The organism is Promicromonospora sukumoe (assembly GCF_014137995.1).
Classification (GTDB): domain Bacteria; phylum Actinomycetota; class Actinomycetes; order Actinomycetales; family Cellulomonadaceae; genus Promicromonospora; species Promicromonospora sukumoe.
In genome coordinates, this window is the sequence record NZ_JACGWV010000002.1 from 623036 (window position 1) to 647788 (window position 24753).

Here is a 24753-nt window from a genome sequence, read left to right on the forward strand (position 1 = left end):
CTGATTGTGGCAGAGCGACGGCCCTGCGACGAACACCTCCCGGGTGAAACCGGGCGGCGCGACGTGCGCGGGTGGCCGACCGCTCGCTGATAAAGTTTGCGGCCGGGCAGCGTGCCCAACGTTTCCCTGGAGCGACGTGACGACACTTGCAACTTCACCCGCAACACCGCGCGAGGAGCACAAGCCGGCCCGCCAGAGCGGGTTCCGCCCGGACATCGAGGGGCTTCGTGCGGTCGCCATCGGCGCGGTACTGATCTACCACGCGGGCCTTCCTTTCCTCCCCGGTGGCTTCATCGGCGTCGACATCTTCTTCGTGATCTCCGGCTTCCTCATCACGGGCCTGCTGGTCCGTGAGGTCGAGCGGACCGGCCGGGTGTCCCTGACCCAGTTCTACGCCCGCCGCGCGAAGCGCCTGCTGCCCGCGACGGCGCTGGTCCTGACGGCCACGGCGGCCATCGTCTGGTTCACGAGCTCCGTCACGGAGTGGCGCACCTTCGGCGGCGACATCGTGGCCGCCGCGGCGTACGTCGTGAACTGGCGCCTCGCCGACCGTTCGGTCGACTACCTGGCCGAGGGCACGACGGCGTCCCCGGTGCAGCACTTCTGGTCGCTCGCGGTCGAGGAGCAGTTCTACATCGTCTGGCCGCTCCTGCTCGTCCTCGTCACGCTCCTGGTACGCCGCACCGGCTTCAAGGTGCGTCCGCTCATGGGGATCGGGCTCGCCGTCATCGTCGTCCCGTCCTTCGTCTGGTCGGTGCTGCTGACCAACTCCAACCAGGCCACGGCCTTCTTCGTGACCACCACCCGCCTCTGGGAGCTGGGCATCGGCGCGCTCGTCGCCGTGGGTGCCGGCCTGTGGCCGCGGCTGCCCGCCGTGGCGACCCGGATCCTCGGCTGGGCGGGTCTCGCCACGCTGGTGGGCGCGGCGCTGCTGCTCGACGGCTCCTACGCGTGGCCGGGCTCCTGGGCCCTGGTCCCCACCCTGGCGACGGCGGCGATCATCATCGCCGGCGCCGGCAGCAGCCCCTCCACCGTGCAGCGACTGCTCTCCGCGAAGCCGGCGGTATGGATCGGCGGGCTGTCCTACTCGCTCTACCTGTGGCACTGGCCGCTGCTCATCGGCTACGAGAACCTCTACGGCACGCCGAGCCCTCTCGAGGGCACGCTGCTGATGGCGGCGTCGTTCATCCCCGCGTGGCTCTCGCTCAAGCTCGTCGAGAACCCCGTCCGCTTCTCGGGGACCCTCGCCCGGTCCAACCGCACGACGCTCTCGGTGGGTGCCAACCTCACCGCCGTCGGCATCCTGGCCGGCCTGGTCGTCATGCTGGCGGTGCCGCAGGGGCCGCCGGCCGGAGCCGGGGACGCCGAGGGCGCACGGAGCCTGACCGTCACGGACGGCCGGGCGAGCGGGATCGAGAACCCCGACTCCGTCGACTCGATGGTCCCGGGGCCGGTCGACGCCGTCGACGACGTGCCCGCCGCCTACGGCAAGGACTGCCAGGCGGACCAGGAGGCCACGACCCCGAAGTTCTGCGAGTTCGGTGACCCGGACGGCGAGCGGACGATGGTCCTGGCGGGCGACTCGAAGGCGCTGCAGTGGTCGGGCGCGTTCGACGAGCTCGCGCGGCAGGAGGGATGGCGGCTGGTCACCGCGACCAAGTCGTCCTGCGGCCTGTACGACGTGCTGCGCAACGAGGGCGGCCAGGACTACACGGAGTGCCTGGAGCACAACCGCGCCCTCACGGACGCCCTGATCGAGATGAAGCCCGACGTCGTGGTGGTCTCGCAGCGTCACGACACCGCGATCGACCCCACCACCGGGGAGACCACCGAGGCGGCGATGACCGACGGGCTCGTGCGGGTCTGGGACCGGCTGGGGCAGGCGGGCATCCACGTCGTGGCGCTGCTGGACAACCCGTCGCCCGCGAACGTCGAGGTCGGTGACGGCGAGGTCTACAAGTGCGTGGCCGAGCGGCTCGACCAGCTCTCCGACTGCGCCTTCGGCCGGGCGGACGGCATCGCCGCGAGCGGCACGCCCGCGCTCGTGGCCGCGGCAGAGAAGGTGCCGGCGGTCGACGTCCTCGACCTGACCGACCTCTTCTGCGACGAGCAGGTCTGCCCGCCGGTGATCGGCGGGGTGCTCGTGTACCGCCAGGGTTCGCACATCACGAACACGTACGCGCTCTCGGCGGTGCCGGTGCTGACCGACCGGCTGGTCCCGCTGCTGTCGCGCTAGCGCGCCGTCGGCCGCACGCCGCGCGCCGCCGGCCGCACGTCGTCGGCCGGAGCGCCGACCAGAAGACCGGCCCGGACCCGAGCACCTCGGGTCCGGGCCGGTCTCGTTCGTCCTGGGTCGTTCAGAGCTCCCGCGCGTCCGACTCCAGCAGCACGGGGATGCCGTCGCGCACCGGATAGGCGAGCGGCCGGTCCGGGTCGGTGGAGTGCAGCTCCGGCTCGCCGCCGGGCCCCGTCCCGTCCACCAGGACCGCTCCCGTCACGGGGCAGCGCAGGATCTCGCGCACCCACGGTTCCAGCTCGGCGCTCATTCCGTCTCTCCTGTCTCGGGCAGCCCGGACGCGCCCGGCTCCTCGGTCGCGGCACGCACGAGCGACAGCACGTCGTCGCGCACCTTCTCCATGATGTCGTGGTCGGCGGCCTCGACGTTGAGCCGCAGCAGGGGCTCCGTGTTGGACGCCCGGAGGTTGAACCACCACTGCGGGTGGCCGTCCCAGTAGGACACCGTGACGCCGTCGAGGGTGTCGACCTCGATCCCGGGGTACGCGACGCGGTAGGCGTCCAGCACCCGGGCCGTGGCCTCGGCCGCGTCCGGCACCCGCGAGTTGATCTCGCCGGACGCCACGTAGGGCTCGTACATCTCCGCGACCTCGGACAGCGGGTGCGGCTGGGTGCCGAGGGCCGCGAGCACGTGCAGGGCGGCGAGCATCCCGGTGTCGGCGAAGAAGAAGTCGCGGAAGTAGTAGTGGGCGCTGTGCTCGCCGCCGAACACGGCCTCGTGCTGCGCCATCTCGGCCTTGATGAACGAGTGCCCCACGCGCGTGCGCACCGTCCGCGCCCCGGCGGCCGACAGGAGGTCGGGCACGGCACGCGACGTGATGAGGTTGTGGATCACCGTGGGCACGCGCCCGGCGGCCTTCTCCTTCTCGACCTCGCGCAGCCCGACGAGCGCGGTGATCGCCGACGGTGACACCGGCACGCCCTTCTCGTCGACCACGAAGCAGCGGTCGGCGTCGCCGTCGAACGCGAGCCCGATGTCGGCGCCGTTCGCGACGACCGCCGCCTGCAGGTCGATCAGGTTGGCCGGCTCCAGCGGGTTGGCCTCGTGGTTCGGGAACGTGCCGTCCAGCTCGAAGTACATGGGCACCAGGTCGAGCGGCAGCTCGGTCAGGCCCGTGGCGGTGCCGAGGACGGCGGGCGCCGTCAGGCCCGCCATGCCGTTGCCGGCGTCCACCACGACCTTGAGCGGCCGGATGCCCGACAGGTCCACCAGGCCCCGCAGGAACTCGGCGTACTCGCCCAGCGACTCCCGGTCGGTCACCTCCCCCGCGCCGCCGGCCGGCGTGCCCGCGGCGTCGTCGCCGTCCAGGATCGCCTGGGCCGCCTCGCGGATCGCGACCAGGCCCGTGGCCTCGCCGACCGGGCGGGCGCCCGTCCGGCACAGCTTGATCCCGTTGTAGGCGGCCGGGTTGTGGCTGGCGGTGAACATGGCGCCCGGCAGGCCGAGCGACCCGGAGGCGTGGTACAGCCCGTCGGTCGAGCAGAGGCCGATCCGGACGACGTCCACGCCCTCCGCCGTCAGGCCGGCGGCGAAGGCGTCCACCAGCTCGGGCCCGGAGTCGCGCATGTCGCGCCCGACGACGGCGGCCGGGCGGGTGTCACCCGTCGCCTCCGGCAGCACCACCACCCGGGCGAACGCCGCCCCGACGGCCCGCGCCACCTGGGGCGAGAGCTCCTCGGGTACCAGTCCCCGTACGTCGTACGCCTTGATGATCCTGCTGAGGTCGAGTGCCACGTCGTCAGCGTACGCGAGCCCGGCTCAGGTGCCGGCGACCGTTCCGGCGCGCTGGGCGAGCACGTCCTCCAGCAGCACCGCGGCGCGCGCGGCGAAGCTGTGCTCCGTCCGGACGTGCTCGGAGAGGGTGCGCAGCGCCGCCTCGTCGTACCAGGCGTCGCTGCCCTCCGCGAGCAGCGCGTGCAGCTCCTCGGGCGTGGTGAAGGTCGCGAGGCCCCGCTCCGGGAGCACCGGGCGGAACAGCTCCGCGAGGCCGTGGACGTCGTCGGTCAGCAGGCGGCCCCCGGACGCGAGGATGTCGAAGACGCGGTTCGCGACGAACCCGAGGTCGCGCATGTCGGGCCAGTGGTCGTTCAGCGCCCAGGCCGCCGAACGGTAGTAGCGGCGCACGATCTCGTTGGGGACGTACGTGCCGGCGATCACCTCGGGCGGCAGGAACTTCTCCCAGTGCGCGCCGTAGACGGCGACCGGCGTGCCCGACCGCACCGACTGCACGGCCACGGGCCGGGCCTGGTTCCGGGAGTTGCCCACCAGCACGGCCTTGCCGACCACCTCGTCGACGGTCTCGTCGTCGACGTAGAACCGGCTCGGGTCGGTGCACTGGAGCAGCGGCCGCACCGGCAGGCCCCACCGGGCCGAGACGTCGCGCGGCCAGGTGAGGCTGGCGGCGTACCGCAGGTCGTAGGTGGCGAGCTCGCGGGCCGTGACGTCCTCCGGGTGGCTGATCACCCACACGGCGCTCGTCACGTGGGCGGGCACGCGGGCCGGGCGCAGCCCCCGGAGCATCAGCACGACGTCGTCCCGGTACGACGTCTCACGGGCGTCGTTGGGCCCGTAGTCGACCACGACCCGCTGACCGAGGCCGCGCAGGGCGTCCGCCAGCGAGTGGGCGAAGTGGAAGTCGCCCCACTGGCGCGCGCGGTCGGCGGCCGGCATGGCCGTCTTGATCGCCCACCGCAGGGCGGGCGGCGCCTCCCGCACCTCGGCCCGCCCGGGCGCCCCGGGGGCCGAGGGCTCAGGGGCGGAGGGCTCGGGAGCGGAGAGCCAGAGCGCGCGCGTCCAGGACTTCGCCTTGTCGGGCGCGCTGAGCGCCGTCAGCCCCTGGAAGACCGGGGCGAGGCCGAACGTCCCGAAGAGGTCCGCGGAGCCCGGCGGCACCTCCCGCCAGGTCGCCCGGAAGGCCGAGAGGTCCTGCTCCGGCTCCGTGGTGTCGTCGAACGCTCCGCCCGCGGAACGGGTCACGACCAGGTCGCGGACCACGACGACGGGGCGCTCCTCGTGCGCGGCCAGCCGCTGCGAGAGGTCGACGTCGGCCCACAGCGCGCGGGGCCGGGACGGGCCCCGCACGGCCCGGACGGACTCCGTGCGCGCGAGCAGCGGCACCGGTGCGCCCGGGACCGCGAACCACGGCCGCGGCCACGGGACGCTGTCGGGGTGCACGCCCTTGAGGAACGGCACCGGGTCCTTCCCGTGCGGCGGGTAGACGACGCCGGCGTCCCGGACCAGCAGGGTGCCGCCCAGCACCAGGGGGTGCACGACGGCGGCGCCGGACTCCGCGAGGGCCGCCGGCCAGTCGGCGAGCGCGCCCTCCCGGAAGCCCTGCCGCGACGACATCAGCAGCACGTGCTCGCCCCGGGCCCCGTGCGCCGCCTCGTCGACGACGGAGGAGGTCCCCCGGTCGGCCGGCACCGGCAGGACCCGCACCGCGCACCGGGCGAGCCGGGCCAGGGTCAGGCCGACGACGGCCCGGCGCCGCTCGCCCGGGACGAGAAGGACGGCGTCGACGGGCTGGCCCTGCGGGGCGTCCTCCGGCCGGGCGGCACCGTCGATCGCGCGGAGGGTGGAGGTCACGTCGCTCGTGCTGCCGCAGTCCACGACGACGACGGTCACCAGGCCCGGCACGGTGTCGGCCGGGGGCTGGTCCTGCCAGGACGTCGTCGCGGGCTCGCCGGCCTCGCGCAGCTCCGCGCGCAGGGCCTCGCGCACGTCGGTCAGCGTCAGCCCGGCGCGCAGCCAGCCCGACTCCGGCGCGAGCGGAAGGGCCACGTCCGGCCCGTTCTCCTCGAGAAAGGCCACCAGCGGACTGCGGCCGGCGTCGGACGGTCCGTCGAGCCCTGCCGGGTCGAAGAGCGGCGACGTGACCGACCGCCAGGCGTCCTCGACGCCGTCGAGGTAGGTGATCAGCGGGTCCGTCTCCTCGCGCTCCCACCGGTGGGTCCGGAAGCGCGCCGGGACGAAGAGCGGGTGCGGCGACCACCCCGCCCGCCGGCCGCGCGCCAGGTAGTGCTCGACGGCGCGCGCGGGGTCCGGGAACGTGGTGCCCGCCTGGGCCTCGTACCACTCGACGTCGAAGACACCTGAGCCGAGCACCCGCTCGGCGTCCGACACGTCGGGCTCCGCGGGTCCGGCCTCCGGCTCGGCGGGCCCGGCAGGCTCGGCGGGCCTGGCAGGCTCTGCATGCCCGGCGGGCTCGGCGGGCCCGGCGGACGACGGCGCCGGTTCGGCGGCCGGACCGGGAACCTCCGTCGCTTCGTCCTGCCCGCCCCGGGCCTGCCGGCCGCGTCCGTCCACGAGCGCCCTGATGATCTTGCTGGGGTCAAGAGCCACAGCGACAGCGTAGCGATCACCGGGCCGCCTCAGGACCGCCCGGCAGGGGCGCCGGGCGGGGACGGCCGGGTGGCTCCGCGGGCTCCGGCCGGGGCCGGGTCAGTCGCCGAGCGCGGCGGCGATGCGGTCGCCCAGGAACGGCGCCAGGGTCACCAGGTAGGGCCGGGACACGTGGAAGCCGTCCGCGTACACGGGCAGGTACCCGATCACCGGCGGGCAGGTCTCCGGGCCGCAGAAGTAGTCGGTCATGTCCACGAGGCGCGCGTTCGGGTCCAGCCGCACGGCGGCCGCCGAGCCGTCGTCGCGCAGCACGTCCTCCCGGTCCCGGGCGCAGACCGTCCCCGCCTCGTCACCGTTCTCCTCGATGCAGGGCACGACCTCCCGCTCGAAGACGTCGGCGTTCTCCTCGAAGATCGGGTTGTCGCGGATCGCGACGACCGGCGCCGAGAGGTCGGGGCGCTGGGCCCACGCTTCCGCGAGGCCCGCGCCGAGCGCCTCGGTGCGGTCCTCGTCGCCGACGGCCTGGACCGACTGCTTGCTGGAGTGCAGCACCAGGTAACCGTCGTACTCGGGGTGCGAGCGCACGTACTCCTCGAGCTGGCGGTTCCACTCGGTGCACAGGTCGATGGACTCCTGCACGGACTTGAGCATCGGGCGCGCGTTCCAGTGGCAGCCCGCGCGGCCCGCGACGTCGATCCGCCAGCCGCGCTCCTGCGCGATCCGCTGGTAGGCCGAGAGCATCTGGTGGCTGTGCGAGTCGCCCGTGGCCAGCAGCGTGCGCGTGTACCCCGTCTCGGGGCCCAGGCTGCACACGCCGAGGCGCACCGGCCGTTCGCGGTTGGACCAGCAGTCGGCGGCCGATCCGCCCGGGTCGGAGTAGCCCGTGCTGAACGCATCCACGAGCGAGCTCGCGTCCTCGATCTCGCAGGGGGGCGTGCCGGGGTCCATGGTCGCCGCCCCGATGCAGCCGGCCAGCCGCTCGACCTCCGCCTCCGCCTCCGCCTCGACCGCCGTCTGGTGCGCCGCCACCCGGTCGACCGCCACGACGCACAGGAGTGCCGGCACGAGGGCGAGCGCCACGGCCGTGGCCAGGCGGGGCCGGCCGGTGAACCGCCGGGCGGTCACGACGGGGCGTTCCACGAACCGGTGGGTCAGCCACGCGAGCGCCGTCGACGTCGCGAAGATCACCACCGCCGCGACCCAGTCCGGCCGCTGCGCGCCGGTGAGGTGGAGGTAGCCGATGAGCAGGGGCCAGTGCCACAGGTAGAGCGGGAACGAGATGTCGGCGAGGAACCGCAGCGGCGCCACCTCCAGCAGACCGCGCGGGCCCCACGCGGAGTCCGGTGCGGAGCCGAGGATCACGAGCAGGGCGCCGCCGACCGGCCACAGGGCCCACGGGCCGGGGAACAGGGCCACGCCGTCGAGCACGAAGCCGGAGGAGACCACGAGGCCCAGGCCGAGCCAGCCGAGCACCGGGCGCAGTGCCCCGGTCGGCTGGACCCAGCCGAGGAGCAGGGCCAGGGCCGCGCCGAGGCCGAGCTCCCAGAACCGGGTGCCCGAGTGGAAGTAGGAGAGCGGCTGGTCGACGGCCCCGACGTGGAGCGCGAAGACCTGGGACGCCGCCGTGGCCAGGACCGTGACGACGGCCAGCGTGGGCCGGAACCACTTGCGCGCGACGACGGCGAGCAGCAGGAGCAGCGCCGGCCAGACGATCATGAACTGGCCCTGCACCGCCAGCGACCAGAAGTGCTGCAGGGGGCTGGCCGACGGGCCGGCCGCCCCGTACGCGAGCTGGGAGTGGATCATCTCCCAGTTCAGCAGGTAGACCGCCGAGGCACCGATCTCCCGCAGGGTGCTCTGCCACATCGCCTGCGGCAGGACCAGGACCATGATGGCCGCCGTCGCCGCCAGCACGACGAGCGACGGGGCCGACAGCCGGGAGAACGTGCGCCCGTAGTACTCGACCAGACGCAGGTCCCCGCGCTCCACGCGGCCGACCAGCGAACGGGTCACGAGGAAGCCGGTGAGCGCCAGGAAGACGTCGACGCCGCCGGAGACGCGGCCGTTGCCGAACAGGTGGAACAGGACCACGAGGACCAGGGCCAGTCCGCGCAGACCATGGATCTCGGGGATTCGGCCCGCCCGGGGGACGGCTTCTGAGTGCACCAGCGCATAGTAGGAGCACGGGCTCTTCACCGGAGAACCGGGCGCGTCACCGGGCGCGGCGGACGGGGTGAACGCCCGGGGCAAATATCACTTTCGCCCCAACTCTCCCCACCCGTGCACGCCCTCCGGGCTATCCTGACGCGGTGCTTGCCGTTGCCCAGTTCCACGTGCCCCTGCCGCTGAACAACACGATCCAGCGGTACGACTGGGGGTCCGTCGACGCGATCCCCACCCTGCTCCGCACCGAGCCCGACGGGGAGCCGCAGGCGGAGATGTGGCTCGGCGCGCACCCCAGCGCGCCGTCCGTCAGCCGGATCACGCACGACGACGACGTCGACCACGTCGCCCTGGACCGGCTGGTCCGCGAGGCGCCCGTGCAGACGCTCGGCCACCGTGTGGCGGAGCAGTTCGGCCCCCGCCTGCCCTACCTGCTGAAGGTGCTGGCCGCGCGCAAGGCGCTGTCCCTGCAGGTGCACCCCTCGCCGCGGCAGGCCCGGGAGGGGTTCGCGCGCGAGAACAAGGCCGGGATGGCCCTGACGTCGGGCAAGCGGTCGTTCAAGGACGACCAGCACAAGCCCGAGATGATCGTCGCGATCTCACAGTTCGAGGGGCTGGCGGGCTTCCGCACGCCGCGCACCATCCTGGACGTGCTGGAGGGCCTGGCGGGCGACATGGTCGAGGCGGTCCGCTCGGCGCTGCTGCACGACCGCAGCCACGACGGCATGCGGGACGCGTTCAACCACCTGCTGTCCGCGCGCGCCGACGAGGCCTGCGCCGCCGACATCGAGGCGACCCTCGACTCGGTGCGGGCCCGCCTGGCGGCCGGCTCCCCGTTCGAGCGCGCCGACCGTACGGTGGTCGACCTGGCGGAGCAGCACCCCGGCGACCCGGGCGCCATCGCGTCCCTCATGCTGAACCGGTTCTCGCTCGAGCCGGGCGAGGCCGCCTTCACGCCCGCGGGCGTGGTGCACGCCTACCTGTCCGGCGTGGGCATCGAGATCATGGCGAGCTCCGACAACGTGCTGCGCGCGGGCCTGACGACCAAGCTCGTGGACGAGGAGAACCTCGTCGCCTGCACCGTGTTCGCGCCGCAGCAGCCGGCCGCCCCCGAGGTGACGACGGCGGGCAGCCGCGGCCAGGTGCACACCTACCGCGTGCCGGTCACGGAGTTCGCGCTCACGACCGCCGACGTCGACCCGGCCGAGCCCGTGGCGCTGCCGGCCACGGGGCCGCGCATCCTGCTGTGCCTCGACGGCGAGCTGACGCTCACGGCGGACCGCTCCGAGGAGGGGCCGCTGCGCCTCACGCAGGGCGAGTCCGTCTTCGTGCCGCACGACGCCGGCAACCTGGAGCTCTCGGGCGCGGGCCACGCCGCGTGCGCCTGGGTCCCGTAACCCCCTCACGTGTCAGACGTACAGGTCACGGGAGTGACCTGTACGTCTGACACGGAGCAGGCGGGTCAGGCCGAGTTGTCGTCGTCCGCGCGCAGGACGCGCAGGTGGCCGCGGCGCGCCGTCTCGGTCACCGTGGGCGGTTCGGCGGGACGACGACGTCGGCCCGCCTCGCGCACGGCGTCGGCGAGGGCGGAGAGGTCGTCGGGGCTCGGCCCGGCGTCCTCGAACTCCGGCATGAGGCGGACCACCTCCCAACCGCGCGGCGCGGTCAGCCGCTCGGCGTGCTCCGCGCACAGGTCGTAGCTGTGGGGCTCGGCCAGGTGCGCCAGCGGACCCAAGACCGCGGTCGAGTCCGCGTACACGTACGTGAGCGTCACCACAGCCGCATTGGTGCAGGCCGAGCGCGAACACTGTCTCACCGATCTCACGCGCCGAGACTACGCCGCTGACCGGGTAGGACGTGCCGAACACGCCGGGCATTCACGGGCGTAACGGCGGTGATCCGGCACCAATTCGCCCGGCGGACCGTGCGAGCAGCAGCCCGGCGCCCGCGAACGCGAGGTCGACCAGGGTCAGGACCACCCGGCTGACCAGCACCGCGAGCCCCGCGGCCGGGCCCGGGAGCGCCCCGGCGAGCACCGCCGCGAGCACCAGCTCACGCACGCCCGCACCCGCGGGCGCGACGACGAACAAGAACCCCGCGGTCCACGCCAGCGCCCAGCCGCCCGTCGCCAGCGCGAACGTCCGGGGTGTCAGCGGCAGGCCCAGCGCCCCGCACAGCACCCAGAGCTGGAGCCCCGCGACCAGCCAGCCAGCCACCGACCACGCGGCGGCACGGCCCAGGCCGCCCCAGGTGGTCGGGTGCTCCAGGGCGCCGCGCCGCGCGGCGCGCAGGGCCAGGCCGACCAGCCGGTTCAGCACGGGCGGCGCGAGGACGAGCACCACCACCGGCGCCGCCCACACCACCCAGGACCACGCGCCGAGCGCGCCCGCGGAGACGAACGGCAGCGCCACCGCGCCCACCGCCGCGCCCGAGGCCACCGAGACCGCGACGGCCACCAGCATCGCGGCCGCCGACCGGCTGCGCGGCACGCGGTGCCCCGCGCCCACCTCGGCGGCGGCCACGACGTTCCACACCCCGCCCGGCACGTACTTGCCGAGCTGGCTGATGCCGAACACCGCGACGGCGGCGCGCAGCGGCAGCGACGAGCCCAGGTCCGCGAGGACGGCCCGCCACGCCAGCAGGGTGCACCACACGTAGAGCACGCCGAGCACGACGACGAGTGTCACCTCGGCCGCGGACAGCCCGGCCGCGGCCCGGAGCAGCGCCTCGCGGTTGCCGAGCACGTACCAGAGCGCCAGCCCGAGCGCGACGGTGAGAAAGCCCCACCGGACCCACGGCGAGCGGAGCAGCGCGAGCGCGGCGGGCACGAGCCGGCCCCGGGCGCCGTCGTCGCCGGGACCGGGGCCGCCGGACGACGGCGCGTCGGGCCGCGCAGTCGCTCCGGGCGGGACGGTCACAGCGCGTCCCGCCGGCGCAGCTCCGCCACGAGCGGCTCGGCGACCACCTGGGGCCGGATGCGGTCGCGGCCGCGCGCTGCCCGCGCCCGGGCCGCCGCCAGCGCCGCGGGGTCGCCGAGCCGGACGAGCTCGGCCGCGAGCGCCGCGGCGTCGGCCACGGGGACCAGCTCGACGTGCTCGCCGAGCGCGCGGCGCTGCGGCGGGGTGTCCGAGGTGACGACGACGCAGCCGGCCGCGAGCCCCTGGTAGACCTTGTTCGGCACCACGCGCAGGCCCTTCGGGGTGTCGCCGAAGATGCCGAGGCAGACGTCGTGCGCGGCGACCAGGGCGGGCAGCTCTCCGGGCTCGACCCAGTCGTGCCAGGTGACGCCGGGTGTCGCGGCCAGCACCTCGCGGGCGCGCGGCAGGTCCTGGCCGGTGCCGACCATCGTGACGCGCAGGGGCGCGCGCGCGGCGACGGCGTCGCGCAGGGCGGCGGCGAGGACCGGGGCGCCCTGGAGCGGGGTGAAGAGGCCGAAGAAGACGACGGACAGGCTTCCTTCGCCGGTCGAGCTTGTCGAGACCGGCGGGGTCCGCCACTCGTCCGGGGCGCCGACCAGGACGACGACGCCCTTGTCCGGGTCGGGCAGCATCCGCCGGTGCTCGTCGGTGTCGGTCACCACGACGTCGGCGCAGGCGACGGCGAGCCGGTCCAGGCTGGTGAGCAGCCGGACGCGCAGGCCGGCGGCGCCGCGGTCGGCGGCCGTGTCCCCGGCGAAGACGAGGTGGTCGAGCACGACGACGGAGCGGGGGTACAGCAGGCGCGCGAGGAGCACGTCGAAGTGGCCGAGGTACCCGACGAGGACCGCCGCCGGCCGCCCTTCCGCGCGCCGGTGCCGCACCGCGTCGCTCACGAGCGCGGCCCAGCACCGCAGCAGCCGGGCCGCGAGGGCCGGCAGCCGCCACGGCTGCTGGAGCATCCGGACGCGCTCGGCGGTGGAGAACCCGAGGGGCCGGTTCAGCTCGGTGACCTTGACCCCGTGGGCGCGCAGCCCGGCGACCAGGACGGCGGTGCGGGGGTGCCGTGCGGCGTCGTAGGTGCCGAAGGTGATCACTGCACGGCCGCCGGGACGTCCGCGAGGCCGGGCTCGGCGGGCCGGGCCTGGGCGGCCGCGGGCTGCGCCGTGCGGGCCGCGGTCCCGGGCAGGTGGCCCGACGCCGGACGGCCGCCCGCGCCGTCCACCGCAGCAGGCCCCGTCGTCGTGCCGTACTGCACCTCCTTGAGGCGCTCCAGCGTCTCCTCGAGCAGCACCCGGTTGGTGCGCTGGAGGTCGGCGAGCACGAGCAGGGCGAAGCTGAGCAGCGCGCCGACCAGCGACGTCGCCCCGAGCACGATCGACTGGAGGTGCTGCCCCGCGGTCCCGGTGGCGAGCAGCACCGCGTACCGGCCGAACGGCAGCACGGCCCCGAGCGCGAACAGCAGCCCGAGCGTGACGAACACGGTGTGCGGCCGGAACATGACGTAGGACCGGCTGATCGCCTGCCCCGACTTGGCGATGTGCTGCCACATGCTCGAGAAGAGCCGGGACTCCCGGGTCTTCGGGTTGGTCGTGACCGGCACGCTCACGATCCGCATGCGCTTGTGCCCGGCCTGGATGATCGTCTCCATGCAGTAGCTGAACTGCGTGACGACGTTCAGCCGCAGCAGCGCCCCGCGGGAGTAGGCGCGGAACCCGCTCGCGGCGTCGGGCAGGTCGGTGCCGGCGGCGAAGTTCACCACCGCGCTGCCGACCTGCTGCAGCAGCTTCTTCAGCGGGGAGAAGTGCTCGATGGTGGCGGTCTGCCGGTCCGCTATGACGATGTCGGCGTCGCCCAGCACCACGGGCATGACCAGGTCGCCGATGCGGTCCTGCGGGTACTGGTTGTCGCCGTCGGTGTTCACGACCACGTCCGCGCCGTGCCGCAGCGCGTAGTCCACGCCGTCGCGGAACGACCGGGCCAGGCCCATGTTCCGCGTGTGGCGCACGATGTGGCGCACGCCGAGGCGGCGCGCGACCTCCACGGTGCGGTCCGTGGACCCGTCGTCGATGACCAGGATCTCGATCTCGTCGACCCCCGGGATGCTGCGGGGGATCGTGGCGAGCACGTCAGGAAGGGTCTCTTCCTCGTTCAAGCAGGGAATCTGCACGAACAGCTTCATGGCCCTGTGCCTTCGATGAGCAGTGTCCGGAGGAGCAGTGACTGGCTTCACGAGCGTAGGAGCGGTACATGACCAGGGCGTGAACACTGCGTTCCCAGAAATGACTGTTACCGGGCCGTGACCGGGGCGCCCGGTCGGGGCAACCTGCCGTGGCTACCCTGCACGCGTGTCCCGACCCCGCGCGGTCCCCGTCGTCGTGTGGCTGATCGTGCTGCTGCACCTGGCCGTCATGCTCGGCCAGACCGCCGTCTTCCCCAACGTCCGCTCCCCCGACGAGCGCCAGCACGTGGACCTGATCCTCCAGGTACGCCAGGGCGACGCGTGGCCCTGGCCCGGCCCGGGCACCGCGTACGTCACGCAGGGCGTGACGGCGGGCGGGTTCGTCGACGCCGACAGCCTCGACGGGCCGCAGCACCTGGCGGACCGCGACGACGTGCCGCCGCGCGGCGAACGGCCGTCGTACCTCGACGCGGGCGGCCCGGCGACGATGACGGCGGAAGGGCCCGACGGCGTGGCCCCCGTCTTCAACCAGCTCGTGCAGCACCCGCCGCTCTACTACCTGATGGGCGCGGGCGTCGTCAGCCTGCTGCCCGGGTGGCAGGACGCGCCGCTGGACCAGGTCTGGCTGCTCCTGCGCTGGTGGAACGCGCTGCTCGCCCTGCCGCTGCCGCTGCTCCTGTTCGCGACGGCCCGGCGGCTGCGGCTCCCGGAGCCCCTCCCGGTGGCGGCGGCCCTGGCCCCGCTCGCGGTCCCCGAGCTGACGCACCTGGAGTCCGCGGTCAACAACGACAACCTGCTCGTGGTCCTCGGGGCGTGCGCCACGTTGCTCGTCACCCGGGTCCTGACCGGCGACCTCGGCCGCCGCACGGCCCTCCTGCTCGGGCTGGTCTCGACGCTCGCACTGCTGACCAAGGGCTTCGCGCTGATGTTCCCCGCCTGGATCCTCCTGGCCTACCTCGTGGCCGGCTGGCGACACCGCGAGCGCCTCCGATCCGCCGTGACATCGCTGCTGGTGGTCGCCGTCACCACGGTGCCGGGCGTCGCGTGGTGGGTGCGCAACGTGGTGGTCCACGGGATGCTGCAGCCGCACGGCACGCACGCCACCCCGCCCGACCTCACCCCGGTCTTCGGCTGGTCCGACGGCGGCCACGTCTGGCTCGGGCGGTTCGCCGAGCGGATGGTCACGCTCTTCTTCGTCCAGGACCACGCCGCCGCGCGGGCTCACGACGTGTCGTGGTGGATGGCCCGCGTCGCGCTCGTCCTGGTCCTCGCGGGGCTGACCACCGCTCTGGTGCGGCGCCCGGTACCGCGGCTCACCGCGCTCGTGCTCCTGTTCCCCGTCCCGGCCCTGGCCGGGATCGTCGCCCGCGGCTCGTGGGAGCAGTTCGCCGCGTTCGGTGACGTCGGTGCCGCGCAGCAGGGCCGCTACCTCTACACGGGCCTGGTCGGCCTACTGGTCATCGCGCTCGCCGGCGCCGCCGTGCTGCGGCCCGCATGGCGGCGGGCGGCGCCGCTGGTGGTGCTGGTGCTCGCCGGCGGCATGCACCTGGCCTACCAGCACGACGTGTGGCGCCTGTACTGGTGGCCCGCGGACGGCGGCGGCCTCGGCGCGTTCGGCCGGGCCGTGGCCGCCGTCGGCCACTGGTACCCGTTCCCCGCCGCCGTCCTCGTGGCGGTGGTCGCCGCGGGGCTGGCGCTCGCGCTCGCCGTGGGGGTCTGGTGCGCTCGGACCGCCGTCGGCCCGACGCCGCCCGGCCCCGGCACCGGGCCCGGGCGTGCCGCAGGGACCCCCGGGGCCGCGACCGACCCCGTGGTCGCGGCATGAGCCGGGCGCACTCGGGCATCGCACGGACCGAACGCCTGGCGGTCCTGGCCGCGGTGCTCTCCGGGATGCTCCTGGCCCTGACCGTCGCGCTCGCCGACGCCCCGTACGCGACCGGCGACGAGCCCCCGCACGTCGACTACGCCTACCAGGTGTGGCACGGCGAGCTGCCCGTCTTCGAGGACGGGCTGGAGCTGCGGCCCGACGGCGCCTGGCTCGCCCCCGTGCAGTGGACCGCCCAGCACCCGCCGCTGTACTACCTGCTCATCGCCCCGCTGGTAGGACCGCTGGCCGACGCCGGGCACCCGGTCGCCGCCGTCTACGCGGCCCGCGGCGTGAACGTGCTGCTCAGCGGGGTCTTCGTGCTCGCCGCCTGGTCGAGCGCGCGCCGGCTGACCCGGCCGGGCAGCGCGCTGCCCCCGCTCGTCGCGTTCCTCGCGGGGGCCATGCCCGCCGCCGCGCACGTGGGCGGCGGCGCCTACAACGACCTGCTGGCGGCGACGGGCGTCACCGTCCTGTTCGGGCTGGCCGCGACCGCGGTCCGGCGCGGGCTCGACGCCCGGCTGATCACCTTGCTGTCGCTGGTCGCGGCGGCGTGCGCGCTGACCCGGCTGTCCGCCGCGCTGATCGCCGCCGTGGTCGCGGCCTTCGCCCTGGCCGCCGGGGCCGTCCGGGCCGCGCAGAGCCGGGGCCGGTGGGCGCACGTCGGCGCGCTCGCGCTGGCCGGGCCCGGCGCGGTGCTCGCCACCAGCGGCTGGTTCTACCTGCGCAACCTGGAGCTGACCGGCACGGTCACCGGTTCGCACTTCGACTGGGCACTGGCGAACCAGAACCGGCAGGAGCGATCCGTCGTAGCGGTGCTCGCCGACCCCGAGACCTGGGCCCGCCTGCCCGACCTGTTCTGGTGGGCCGGGCGGCTGCCCCCGAGCACGCCGCTCACGAGCAGCACGCTCGTCGTCACGGCCGTGCTGCTCGTGTGGACGCCCCTGGTGATCGCGCTGGTCGTGGCGCTCCGCCGGCGCGGCAAGCAGGGTGAGCGCCGGCTGCCGGACGACGAGCCGGGCGCCCTGCCGGTCGACCGGCTGCTGCTGCGCGCCCTGCCTGTCGTCGCCGTCGTGGTCTCGGTGACGGTTCAGGTCACGTACGCCGCGAGCAGCGGCGGCGTCTACCCGCGGTACCTGCTGGTCGTGTCGCTCCCGCTGTGCCTCGCGATCGCGGCGGGCCTGGCCGCGCGGCCCCGGCTGCTCGTCCCGGCGTGGACCGCGCTGACCCTGCTCGACCTCGCGGTGTGGCTCGCCGTCGAGCTGGCCGCGCCCGCGCCGCCCGGCTACTACGCGGAGCTGCCGCTGCCGGCCGCCGCCGTCGGCGCGGTCGCGGCGGCCGCCGTCGGGGTGTCGGCGGCGCTCGCGCTGCGGGCGAACCGGGCAGCGGCCACCACCGCCGCGATCCAGACCAGCACGACGACCGCGCCGGCCACGACGAGCTGAGGTCCGGTCAACGGGCTCCACCCGGCCCAGCGGGCCGCGGCGTCGGCGGGCGACTCGCCGGGGCCCTGGTAGAAGCCCCAGAACCCGTAGGCGAGGCCGCTCGCCGAGGCCAGGCCCGCCGCGACGAGAACCCACGGCGTCGCGCGGCGCAGGCGCGGCCCGAGCAGGACGAGCAGGCCCACCGCGGTCCCGGCGCTCAGCGCGAGGAGGCCGGCGAACAGGTACCGGCCCTGGACCGCGGAGATCCAGCCGTGCGCGGCGTAGTCGGGCCAGGCGTTGACCAGCACGCCGCACCACAGCGCCACCGGCTGGAGCAGGAGCACTGCGGTGGCCCGGCGTGCGGGACCGCGCAGCACGGCCAGCGCGCACAGGAGCGCGACGACCACGGCGGCGGTCCAGAAGACGGCGTCGGGCAGGCGGAGCTCCAGCCAGCCGAAGTTGCCGAAGAACGACCGGGTCAGGCTGGTGACGACGGTGCGCAGGAAGTACCAGAGTCCTTGCGGCTCCGCGTCGTCCAGGAACCGGTCCGGGATGCCCACCGGCTGCACCGTGCCCAGCACCAGCAGGTTGCGCAGCCACCACCAGCCGCCGACGGCGAACGCCGCGCCGCCCGCCACGAGCACGCCGGCCACCCGGCGGCCACGCGGGCCGGACGCCATCAGGTAGGCGGCCACGACCACCGGCAGCGCGAACGCGGCCATCACCTTGGTGAGCAGCCCGACCCCCACCACCGCGCCGAGCGCGGCCGCCGTGCGCAGTCGCACGTCGCCCGTGAGCACGCGGACGCAGAGGTACGCGGTCGCCGCCCCGCTGAGCGTGACGAGCGCGTCGTTGGTGACACTGCCCAGGATGTGCCCGACCTGCGGCACGAACAGCGTGAACGACGCCGCCACGAGCGCCGCCGGCCGCGACCTCGCCAGCCGCCGCACGGACGCGGCGGCGAGCAACGGCAGGGGCAGCACCAGGACGACGTCGAACAGACGCAGCGCGAGGAGCTGGTGGTCCCACCGCGCCTCGGCCAGCCCCGTGACTCGCAGCACCCCGGCGGCCACCGCGTAGTATAGGGGCGGGTGCTGCGTCATCTGGTCCACGGCCTCGGGGTCGAGGTGCCGCGTGCTGGTCCCGGGCGGGATCGGGTCGGCCAGGGCGTTCCGGTCCGACACCGTGCCGCGGTCGGCGCCCGGGGTGGGCGCGACGTCGACGAACGCGGGGACGTCGGCACGGTCCAGGTGCCGCCCGGGGACGTCGGTCGCGAGCGCGGCCTGGTCCCGTGCCTCGTCGACCGCGGGGCCCACCAGCGCCTCGCCGGCCGGTGGCCAGCCCCCGCCGTACGCGAGGCGGAGCACGCTGTTGACGTGCTGCGGCTCGTCAGGGGCCCGGAACGCCGGGGTCAGCACCGCCCAGAGCCCGCCGACCAGGGTGACGAGCGCGGTGACCAGCGCCAGGGCTCTGCGGTACGCAACTTCGCGGGGATCGTCACGCACGCCCTCAGGATAGGGGTGCCCTGTCGAGATCGGTCGGTTGCGTTGAGATCGGTCGGTCGGTGGACCGATCTCAACGCAACCGACCGAAGTCGCGCCCCTGGAGCACCACCTTGGAGCACCATTCAGGCGCGCGACCCGGGCGTCAGGTGACAGATCGCGGCCCCGATCCGACGTATCGTCAGTAGGTGCCTCCGTTTTCTCCTCGCGGCCGGAACCGGCGCTCGGGCCGTGGCTCCGGCCCGGCCGGCAGCTCGTCCAGCGGCTCCTCCGGCAACGGTTCCACCCCCGGCAACGGCTCGACCTCGGGCAACGGCTCCACGGGCAGCTCGTCCGGCTCCGCCAAGGCCTCCCAGTCCGACCTGCTCCGGCTCGCGGCCGCCCGCCCCGGGGCGCCCGGCGAGGCCTCCGCGCAGGAGGCCGGGCCCCGGCGCCGGGACCGGCGCGGCCGTGGCCTCCGCGGCCCGATGCTCCCGCCCGGCGCCCCCGCGCACCGCACGCGCGCCCAGCGGTTCGACGACCTCGTGCTCGACGTCGTCGAGGACCTCGACCGCACCTGGGCCACGCACCTGCGCGGCACCGAGTTCGCCGTGGAGGACGTGCCGCCGTCGGACCCCGCGCCGTGGGAGGACGGCGGCGTGCTGCTCGGGCGGTTCTTCCCCGCCGAGGCCGGGCGTCCCGGTCGCGTGGTCGTCTACCGCCGCCCCGTCGAGGTGCGGGCCGTCGACCTGGAGGACCTCGCCGACCTGGTGCGCGACGTCGTCGTCGAGCAGGTGGCGCACCTGCTGGCCCGCACGCCGGAGGAGATCGACCCGAACTTCGGCGAGCGCTCCTAGCCCGGCCCCGGGCAGCCCGCGTGGCGCGGCCGGCCCGCCCGGTCCTCAGCCCGCCGCGTCGACCCGCCGCACGCGCACGTCGCCGTCCGCGGCGAGCGGCGGCGTCGGCGCGAGCACCGAGAACAGCGTCGTGTCGTCGGACTCGGCCAGGCGCACCGACCACACCACCCCGGGGGTGTCGGCGGGCTGCTCGGCGACCACGGCCACGGCGTCGCCGAGCGCGTGCAGCTCGGCCCAGCCCACCTCGACGGTCCGTCCCGCGGGCACGTCGACCTGGTGCGTCCAGGCCTCGGCGCCGTCGGGCCCGACGCCGCGCAGCGTCACCTCGGTGCTGCCGGTCGCGTCGTCGATCCGGTCGGGGTCACGGTCGTCGGGCAGGGCGGCCAGCGTCACGCCCCAGGAGACGTGCTCCGGGACCGCGACGGCGCCGTCGGCCGAGGCGCCCGACGGGCCGACGGCCTGCCCGGTGAGCCAGGCCCGGTCGTACGGGTCCTCGGTGACCACGGCGTCGCGCGCGGCGCTGCCCTTGCGGTCCACGGCGGCACCGGCCACGACCGGCACGTCGGCGTCGACCACCACGGTGTAGGTGCCCTCGGGCAGGCCGCCCAGCGACAGGGTCGTCACCGCGCCCGGTTCGAGCGGCAGCTCCTCGCCGCCACGCAGCCGGACTGGGCCGTCGGGGCCGAGCACCGCGAGCCGGGCCGTGCCCGCGCGGTCCCCGGGCGCCAGCACGTCGAGCCGTGGCGCGTGGGCGTCGTCCACCGTCTCGCCGGTGCTGACCACGCCCGACACCGCCGTCGTGCGCCCCGGCGCGCCGCCGCCCACGACGAGGTCGGCCCCCGCGGGGACCAGCCCGTCGATCCGGTGGTGCTGCACGTAGGCGCCCACGCGGCCGCCCTCGGCGGTGACGTGCAGCGTGAGACGGCTCTGGTCGGGGGCGACGGCCTCCAGCATGGTGACCACCTGCTCACCCGCCGGCACGACGACGAGCGACTGGCTCCCGAGCACGACCGGACCGGAGGCACCCCAGGCCTGCAGGGTCACGGTGGCCGGCGTGCGGCCCGGGTTCTGCAGCACCAGGCGGCCGCTCGACCCGACCGAGGTGCTGCCGCCCACCAGCCAGTGCTCGACGGCGGGCTCGGCACACGGCCCCGCGACCAGACCGCGCAGGTCGCCCTCGGTGGTCACGGACGCCACGGTCCCGGCCGCATAGGTCGCGCCGCCCGGGGTCAGGCGCAGCGCGCGTGCGTCGGGCGGCGCGCCCGTGCGCACCGCGGCGTCGGCGCCCTGGTCCAGCGGCCCGGTGAGGTCGGCCCCCTGCTCCCCGCCGAGCGTCGTGACCAGGGGCTCCTCGCCCTCGGCCCCGTCGAGCACGGCCGTCGTCAGCGACGTGGTCGTCCCGACCGGGGCGGCGCTGAACGCGTCGTCCCCGGCGTCGGGCTGCTCCAGCCGGGCGGGCGCGGGGCAGACGAGCCCCGTCTCGGCGGCGGCGACGGGCACCACGCGGGCATCGTCGACCGCGGGGGCGTCCTGCCCGGCGGCGCCCGGTGTCAGCGTGCCCGTCGTGGCGAGGGCCACGACGGCCCCGGCGCACAGCAGGCCACCCACCGCGGCCGCTGCCCGCCTCAGGGCGGTCGGGACCGTGCGGTTCTTGCGCTTCATCGACCCCTCCTGCGTCCCACCGGCAGAGCCAGCAGGGCGAAGACCACCAGCGTGAACGTCGTGAGCACGAGCCAGGCCGTGCGGTGCGGTGCGTCGTACCGGACCACGAGGTGCCCGGCGTCGGGCCCGAGCTCGAAGGCCTGCAGGCCGGCGGACTCCTCCGCCTCGACCGGCTCCAGCCGCTGCCCGTCCAGGGACGCGTGCCAGCCCCGGCCCGCGGACTCCGCGAGCACGACCGTGCGATCGTCGGTCCCGGCCTCGACGTCGGTGTGGACGGCCGTGCCGCCCGACGGCAGCACCTGGCGCGTCGCGCCGTCCTCCTCGATCCGCGCCCAGCCGGGCGCCGGCTCCTCGGTGGGCGCCACGCGCCACACCGAGACGGCCTGCCCCTCGGTCACGCGGCTCATGCCGGGCACCATGTCGAGCGTGGCCACCAGGTCGCCGACGGCGGGGCCGGGGTCCGTACCTGGCGCCGTGCCCGACTCCTCGAAGCTGGCACCCGAGCGGACCTGCACCGCCCCGATCCCGAGGTCGGCGAGCTGCTGCGGCACCCCCTCGGTCGTGCCGGACGTCAGCGCGGCCACGACCACGTCGAGCGTGGCGGCCGGGTCGGTCGCCGGGTCCCCGACCCGTTCGTCAGGGGTTACCGCGGCGGCCCGCGCCGCGACGGCGGCGTCGGCGAGCTGGGAGCCGTCGGCGCGGAGCAGCGCGTACCGCACCGCGCCGTCGTCGGCGAAGCCCGCCTCGAGCACCCGGGCCTGCCGGGGCGGCGCCTGCATCTGCTGCCCGACGGCGGGCACCACCGGGTCCGTCGTCACGTGCAGCATCCCGGCGCGGGCGCCGCTCGTCACGCCACCGGAGGCGGTCAGCCACGCGGCCGCCTGCGTGGCGGGGAGCAGCACCGCAACCACCGTCAGCCCGACGACGGCGACCCGGCGGGTCCCGCCCAGGAAGCCGCGAAGTTCCGCGCCGTGCCCGGTGAGCACACCCGCGCCGGCCACGGCCGCGGCGCCGAGGCCGAGCAGCAGGAGCGACAGCCCGGGGCCGGCCCACCGGCCCTGATCCTGCGCGAGCACGGCCACGGCGAGGCCCGCCGCGGCGACCAGCCAGCCGACCAGGGACGTCGCCGGCACACGCCGCGCGGCGCCCGCGACGTCCTTGCGGCCGATCCCGGCCAGCGCACCCACGAGCCCGACGACCGCCAGCACCAGGACCAGCGCGCCGAGCACCCACGGGGCCGCCGCGACCACGGCACCGGCCGCGGTGAGCAGGGGGCCGCCGTCGGGCACGTCGAACCAGGCGGCGGGCGCGGCCGGCAGGCCGAGCAGCAGCTCCAGCCCGGAGGCGGTGCCGGGAGCCGGGACGCCCGAGCCGGCGAGCGGCTCGGCGGTCAGGAGGCCCAGGTCGCGGTCGCGCAGCACGGTCCACCAGAGCGGGGCGCCGACCACGAGGGCGGGCACCAGCGCGAGCGCCAGGTGCACGCGGCGGTACGGGGCAACGAGCATCGCGCCGGCCAGCACCAGGACGGCGGCGGGCAGCAGCACGGGCGCACCCGCGACGACGCAGGCCAGCAGCAGGCCGCCCGCACCGGCCGCGCCGAGCGAGCCGGCGCTCGGGCGGGTAACGCGGGCGGCAGCGTGCGGGGCGATGGCAGGCGAGGCCGCGCCGTCCGGGGCGTCCGCCGGGTCGTCGGCGGGCGTGACCTGGTCGACGGCCTGGGCCCCGACCGCGCGGACCAGCGCGACGGCGGTCCAGGGCAGCAGCGCGTGCGCCACGACACCACCGAGCAGGCCGCCGTCGAGAGCGCCGAGGAACGCGGGGGCGACCGTCCAGGCGGACGCGGCCAACGCCCGCAACCACACCGAGCGCGTCACCGTGCCCGCTGCGGCCCACGCGCCGACGGCGGCCAGCGGCAGCGCCAGCAGCAGCAGCGCGTTCACCGCGTGCTGCAGGGTGCCGCCCGCCAGGACCGACAGCCCGGACAGGACGAGGAGAAGGGGGTCGGCCGGAGCGGCCGTGCCGAGCCCGTCGCGCACCCAGCCGGACGTCGCCGCCGACCACGCGGTCGCCGTCGTGCCGCCGGCCGGCAGCAGGGCCCCGCCGACCAGCCGTCCGCCCGACGCGAGCGCGCCCAGCCCGGGGCCGAACAGCGCCGCCGCCAGGCCCACGGCCGCGACCACGACGACGGCGAGCGCCGAACGCCGCCGCACCGCCAGGACCTGCAGCTCCGCCTGCTCCAGCTCGGACGGCGCGGCGTCGACGCGGTGGGCCTCGCTGCGCGCGAGCCGCTTGTCACGGCGTTCCGTGGCGACCTCGCGCCAGGTGCCCAGCAGCGGCCGGAGCACGCTGCGTGGCACGGTCGAGGTGCGCGCGGCGCGTCGTCGGGCACGCAGGAGCGGGCCCAGGCGGAACACGGCCCACAGGGGCGCGACCAGCTCGTCGCGGGCACGGTCGGGGTGCTTCATCGCGAGCCGGTAGCCCGCGGCGAACGGCGCCCACACCACCATCCCGAGCATCGCGAAGGGCAGGGCCCACGGCGCGACGGACGTGAGGCGCAGGTAGAGCTGGCTTCGGCGACAGGCGCCCGCGGAGCCGGGAGCGTGCAGGGCGACCTGGGCGTGCCGCACCACGGCGTCCGGCACCACGACGACGCGGTGCCCCGCCAGCCGCACGCGGCGGCAGAAGTCGGTCGAGTCGCCGAACGGCCCGTACGCCGGGTCGGTGCCGCCCACCTCGCGCCACACCGCCACGCGCACCAGCGCGCCCGCCAGCCCGACGGCGAGGACGTCCTCGCGCGAGTCGTGCTGCCCCTGGTCGATCTCGGTGTCGTCGATGCCCGTCATGCGCCGGCCGAGCGGCGACACGGTGTGCCCCACCTCGACGAGCACACCCCGGTCGGACGTGTCCGGGTCGAGCGGCAGGCCGTCCGGGCCCGTCTCCCAGCGCCGCTGCTTCGCGCCGGCCACCGCCACCACGTTCGAGTGCTCGACCGCGCGGGTCAGCGCGGCCAGCGCACCCGGCGCGGGGGCCGAGTCGTCGTGCAGGAACCAGAACCAGCCGTGCTCCGGGGCACCGGTCGCGGCGAGCGCGGCATGGATCGCGTCACCGAAGGTACGGGCGCCCGCGCCGGCCACGTAGCGGGCGCCGCCGAGCTGCAGGTCCTGGTGGCCCGACGTCGCCGGGGCGGTGTCGACGTCGACCACCACCACGTCGTCCGGGGTGCGGGACTGGGCCCGCAGCGCGGCCAGGGTCGCGGCGAGGTAGGGGCTGCTGCCGCGCGTGACCACGACGGCGGTCACCGTGACCGCCACGGGCGGATGCACGGAGGGCTGGGCCGGGACCTTGGCCCACACCGGTCCCGCCGGGCCCGCGTCGGGGCCTCGGTCCGGGCTGGGGGCCGACAGGCTGTCGGTACGTGGAGCGCTCATCTCGCTCCACATCATGCGGCGCGTCTACGCCGACACGCCGCAGACGCGCCGGGGAGCAGTGAACGGTGCGCTGGTTGCGCACCCCTCCCGGAGCGGCTCTCGGGGCGACGTCAAGACGCTCACACTCTGCTTTTCTGCCG

General features: G+C 75.6%; 15 protein-coding genes. 4 read left to right on the forward strand and 11 right to left on the reverse strand.

Annotation, left to right across the window (positions count from 1 at the left end; all coding sequences use genetic code 11):
* Window positions 1–136 precede the first annotated feature (136 nt).
* Window positions 137–2236, forward strand: coding sequence for an acyltransferase family protein (locus tag FHX71_RS19840; RefSeq protein ID WP_182619185.1), 2100 nt, complete (start codon window positions 137–139; stop codon window positions 2234–2236).
* 121 nt (window positions 2237–2357) lie between these two features.
* Here the strand turns inward: FHX71_RS19840 and FHX71_RS19845 are convergent, their stop codons facing one another.
* The 4 genes from FHX71_RS19845 to FHX71_RS19860 form a co-directional block, all read right to left on the reverse strand.
* The gene (locus FHX71_RS19845; RefSeq protein WP_182619186.1) at window positions 2358–2546 is read right to left on the reverse strand and encodes a Trm112 family protein; all 189 of its coding nucleotides are present in this window, start codon (window positions 2544–2546) and stop codon (window positions 2358–2360) included.
* A complete protein-coding gene (locus FHX71_RS19850) occupies window positions 2543–4030 on the reverse strand; it encodes a phosphomannomutase/phosphoglucomutase (RefSeq protein ID WP_182619187.1) in 1488 nt (495 codons plus the stop codon). The genes FHX71_RS19845 and FHX71_RS19850 overlap by 4 nt, the downstream gene beginning before the upstream one ends.
* Window positions 4031–4054: 24 nt before the next feature.
* The gene (locus tag FHX71_RS19855; RefSeq protein ID WP_182619188.1) at window positions 4055–6637 is read right to left on the reverse strand and encodes a glycosyltransferase family protein; all 2583 of its coding nucleotides are present in this window, start codon (window positions 6635–6637) and stop codon (window positions 4055–4057) included.
* Between the two features lie 99 nt (window positions 6638–6736).
* On the reverse strand, window positions 6737–8803 hold the full coding sequence (locus FHX71_RS19860; protein WP_182619189.1) for an acyltransferase family protein: 2067 nt from the start codon (window positions 8801–8803) through the stop codon (window positions 6737–6739).
* Between the two features lie 143 nt (window positions 8804–8946).
* Here FHX71_RS19860 and manA point away from each other — a divergent pair, with 143 nt between their 5' ends.
* A complete protein-coding gene (gene manA, locus FHX71_RS19865) occupies window positions 8947–10197 on the forward strand; it encodes a mannose-6-phosphate isomerase, class I (RefSeq protein WP_182619190.1) in 1251 nt (416 codons plus the stop codon).
* A gap of 65 nt (window positions 10198–10262) precedes the next feature.
* Here the strand turns inward: manA and FHX71_RS19870 are convergent, their stop codons facing one another.
* Genes FHX71_RS19870 through FHX71_RS19885 form a run of 4 tightly spaced genes read right to left on the reverse strand, consistent with a single transcriptional unit; the run spans window position 10263 to window position 13870 of the window.
* The gene (locus tag FHX71_RS19870) at window positions 10263–10625 is read right to left on the reverse strand and encodes a DUF3499 domain-containing protein (protein WP_182619191.1); all 363 of its coding nucleotides are present in this window, start codon (window positions 10623–10625) and stop codon (window positions 10263–10265) included.
* Window positions 10626–10677: 52 nt separating this feature from the next.
* A complete protein-coding gene (locus tag FHX71_RS19875) occupies window positions 10678–11718 on the reverse strand; it encodes a lysylphosphatidylglycerol synthase domain-containing protein (RefSeq protein WP_312877146.1) in 1041 nt (346 codons plus the stop codon).
* Window positions 11715–12812 (reverse strand): glycosyltransferase, encoded by a 1098-nt coding sequence (locus tag FHX71_RS19880; protein WP_182619192.1) that lies wholly within the window; start codon window positions 12810–12812, stop codon window positions 11715–11717. Before FHX71_RS19880 ends, FHX71_RS19875 begins: the two co-directional genes overlap by 4 nt.
* On the reverse strand, window positions 12809–13870 hold the full coding sequence (locus FHX71_RS19885) for a glycosyltransferase family 2 protein (protein WP_376770150.1): 1062 nt from the start codon (window positions 13868–13870) through the stop codon (window positions 12809–12811). The genes FHX71_RS19880 and FHX71_RS19885 overlap by 4 nt, the downstream gene beginning before the upstream one ends.
* Before the next feature lie 193 nt (window positions 13871–14063).
* Here FHX71_RS19885 and FHX71_RS19890 point away from each other — a divergent pair, with 193 nt between their 5' ends.
* On the forward strand, window positions 14064–15722 hold the full coding sequence (locus FHX71_RS19890) for a glycosyltransferase family 39 protein (protein ID WP_182619194.1): 1659 nt from the start codon (window positions 14064–14066) through the stop codon (window positions 15720–15722).
* A gap of 1327 nt (window positions 15723–17049) precedes the next feature.
* Here FHX71_RS19890 and FHX71_RS19895 read toward each other — a convergent pair.
* The gene (locus FHX71_RS19895) at window positions 17050–18690 is read right to left on the reverse strand and encodes a DUF2142 domain-containing protein (protein ID WP_182619195.1); all 1641 of its coding nucleotides are present in this window, start codon (window positions 18688–18690) and stop codon (window positions 17050–17052) included.
* A 185-nt stretch (window positions 18691–18875) separates the two neighbouring features.
* Between FHX71_RS19895 and FHX71_RS30160 the strand changes: the two genes are divergently transcribed.
* Complete coding sequence (locus FHX71_RS30160) at window positions 18876–19523, forward strand: metallopeptidase family protein (protein ID WP_312877147.1); 648 nt, start codon at window positions 18876–18878, stop codon at window positions 19521–19523.
* Between the two features lie 45 nt (window positions 19524–19568).
* On the opposite strand, the gene FHX71_RS19905 is transcribed toward FHX71_RS30160, so the two are convergent.
* Complete coding sequence (locus FHX71_RS19905) at window positions 19569–21185, reverse strand: DUF5719 family protein (protein ID WP_182619196.1); 1617 nt, start codon at window positions 21183–21185, stop codon at window positions 19569–19571.
* A complete protein-coding gene (locus FHX71_RS19910) occupies window positions 21182–24613 on the reverse strand; it encodes a glycosyltransferase family 2 protein (RefSeq protein WP_182619197.1) in 3432 nt (1143 codons plus the stop codon). The genes FHX71_RS19905 and FHX71_RS19910 overlap by 4 nt, the downstream gene beginning before the upstream one ends.
* Window positions 24614–24753 lie beyond the last annotated feature (140 nt).

Bases quoted from the DNA above. Each gene is read 5' to 3' on its own strand.
- FHX71_RS19845 (WP_182619186.1), bottom strand. From the start codon at position 2,546: ATGAGCGCCGAGCTGGAACCGTGGGTGCGCGAGATCCTGCGCTGCCCC.
- FHX71_RS19905 (WP_182619196.1), bottom strand. From the start codon at position 21,185: ATGAAGCGCAAGAACCGCACGGTCCCGACCGCCCTGAGGCGGGCAGCG.
- FHX71_RS19910 (WP_182619197.1), bottom strand. From the start codon at position 24,613: ATGAGCGCTCCACGTACCGACAGCCTGTCGGCCCCCAGCCCGGACCGA.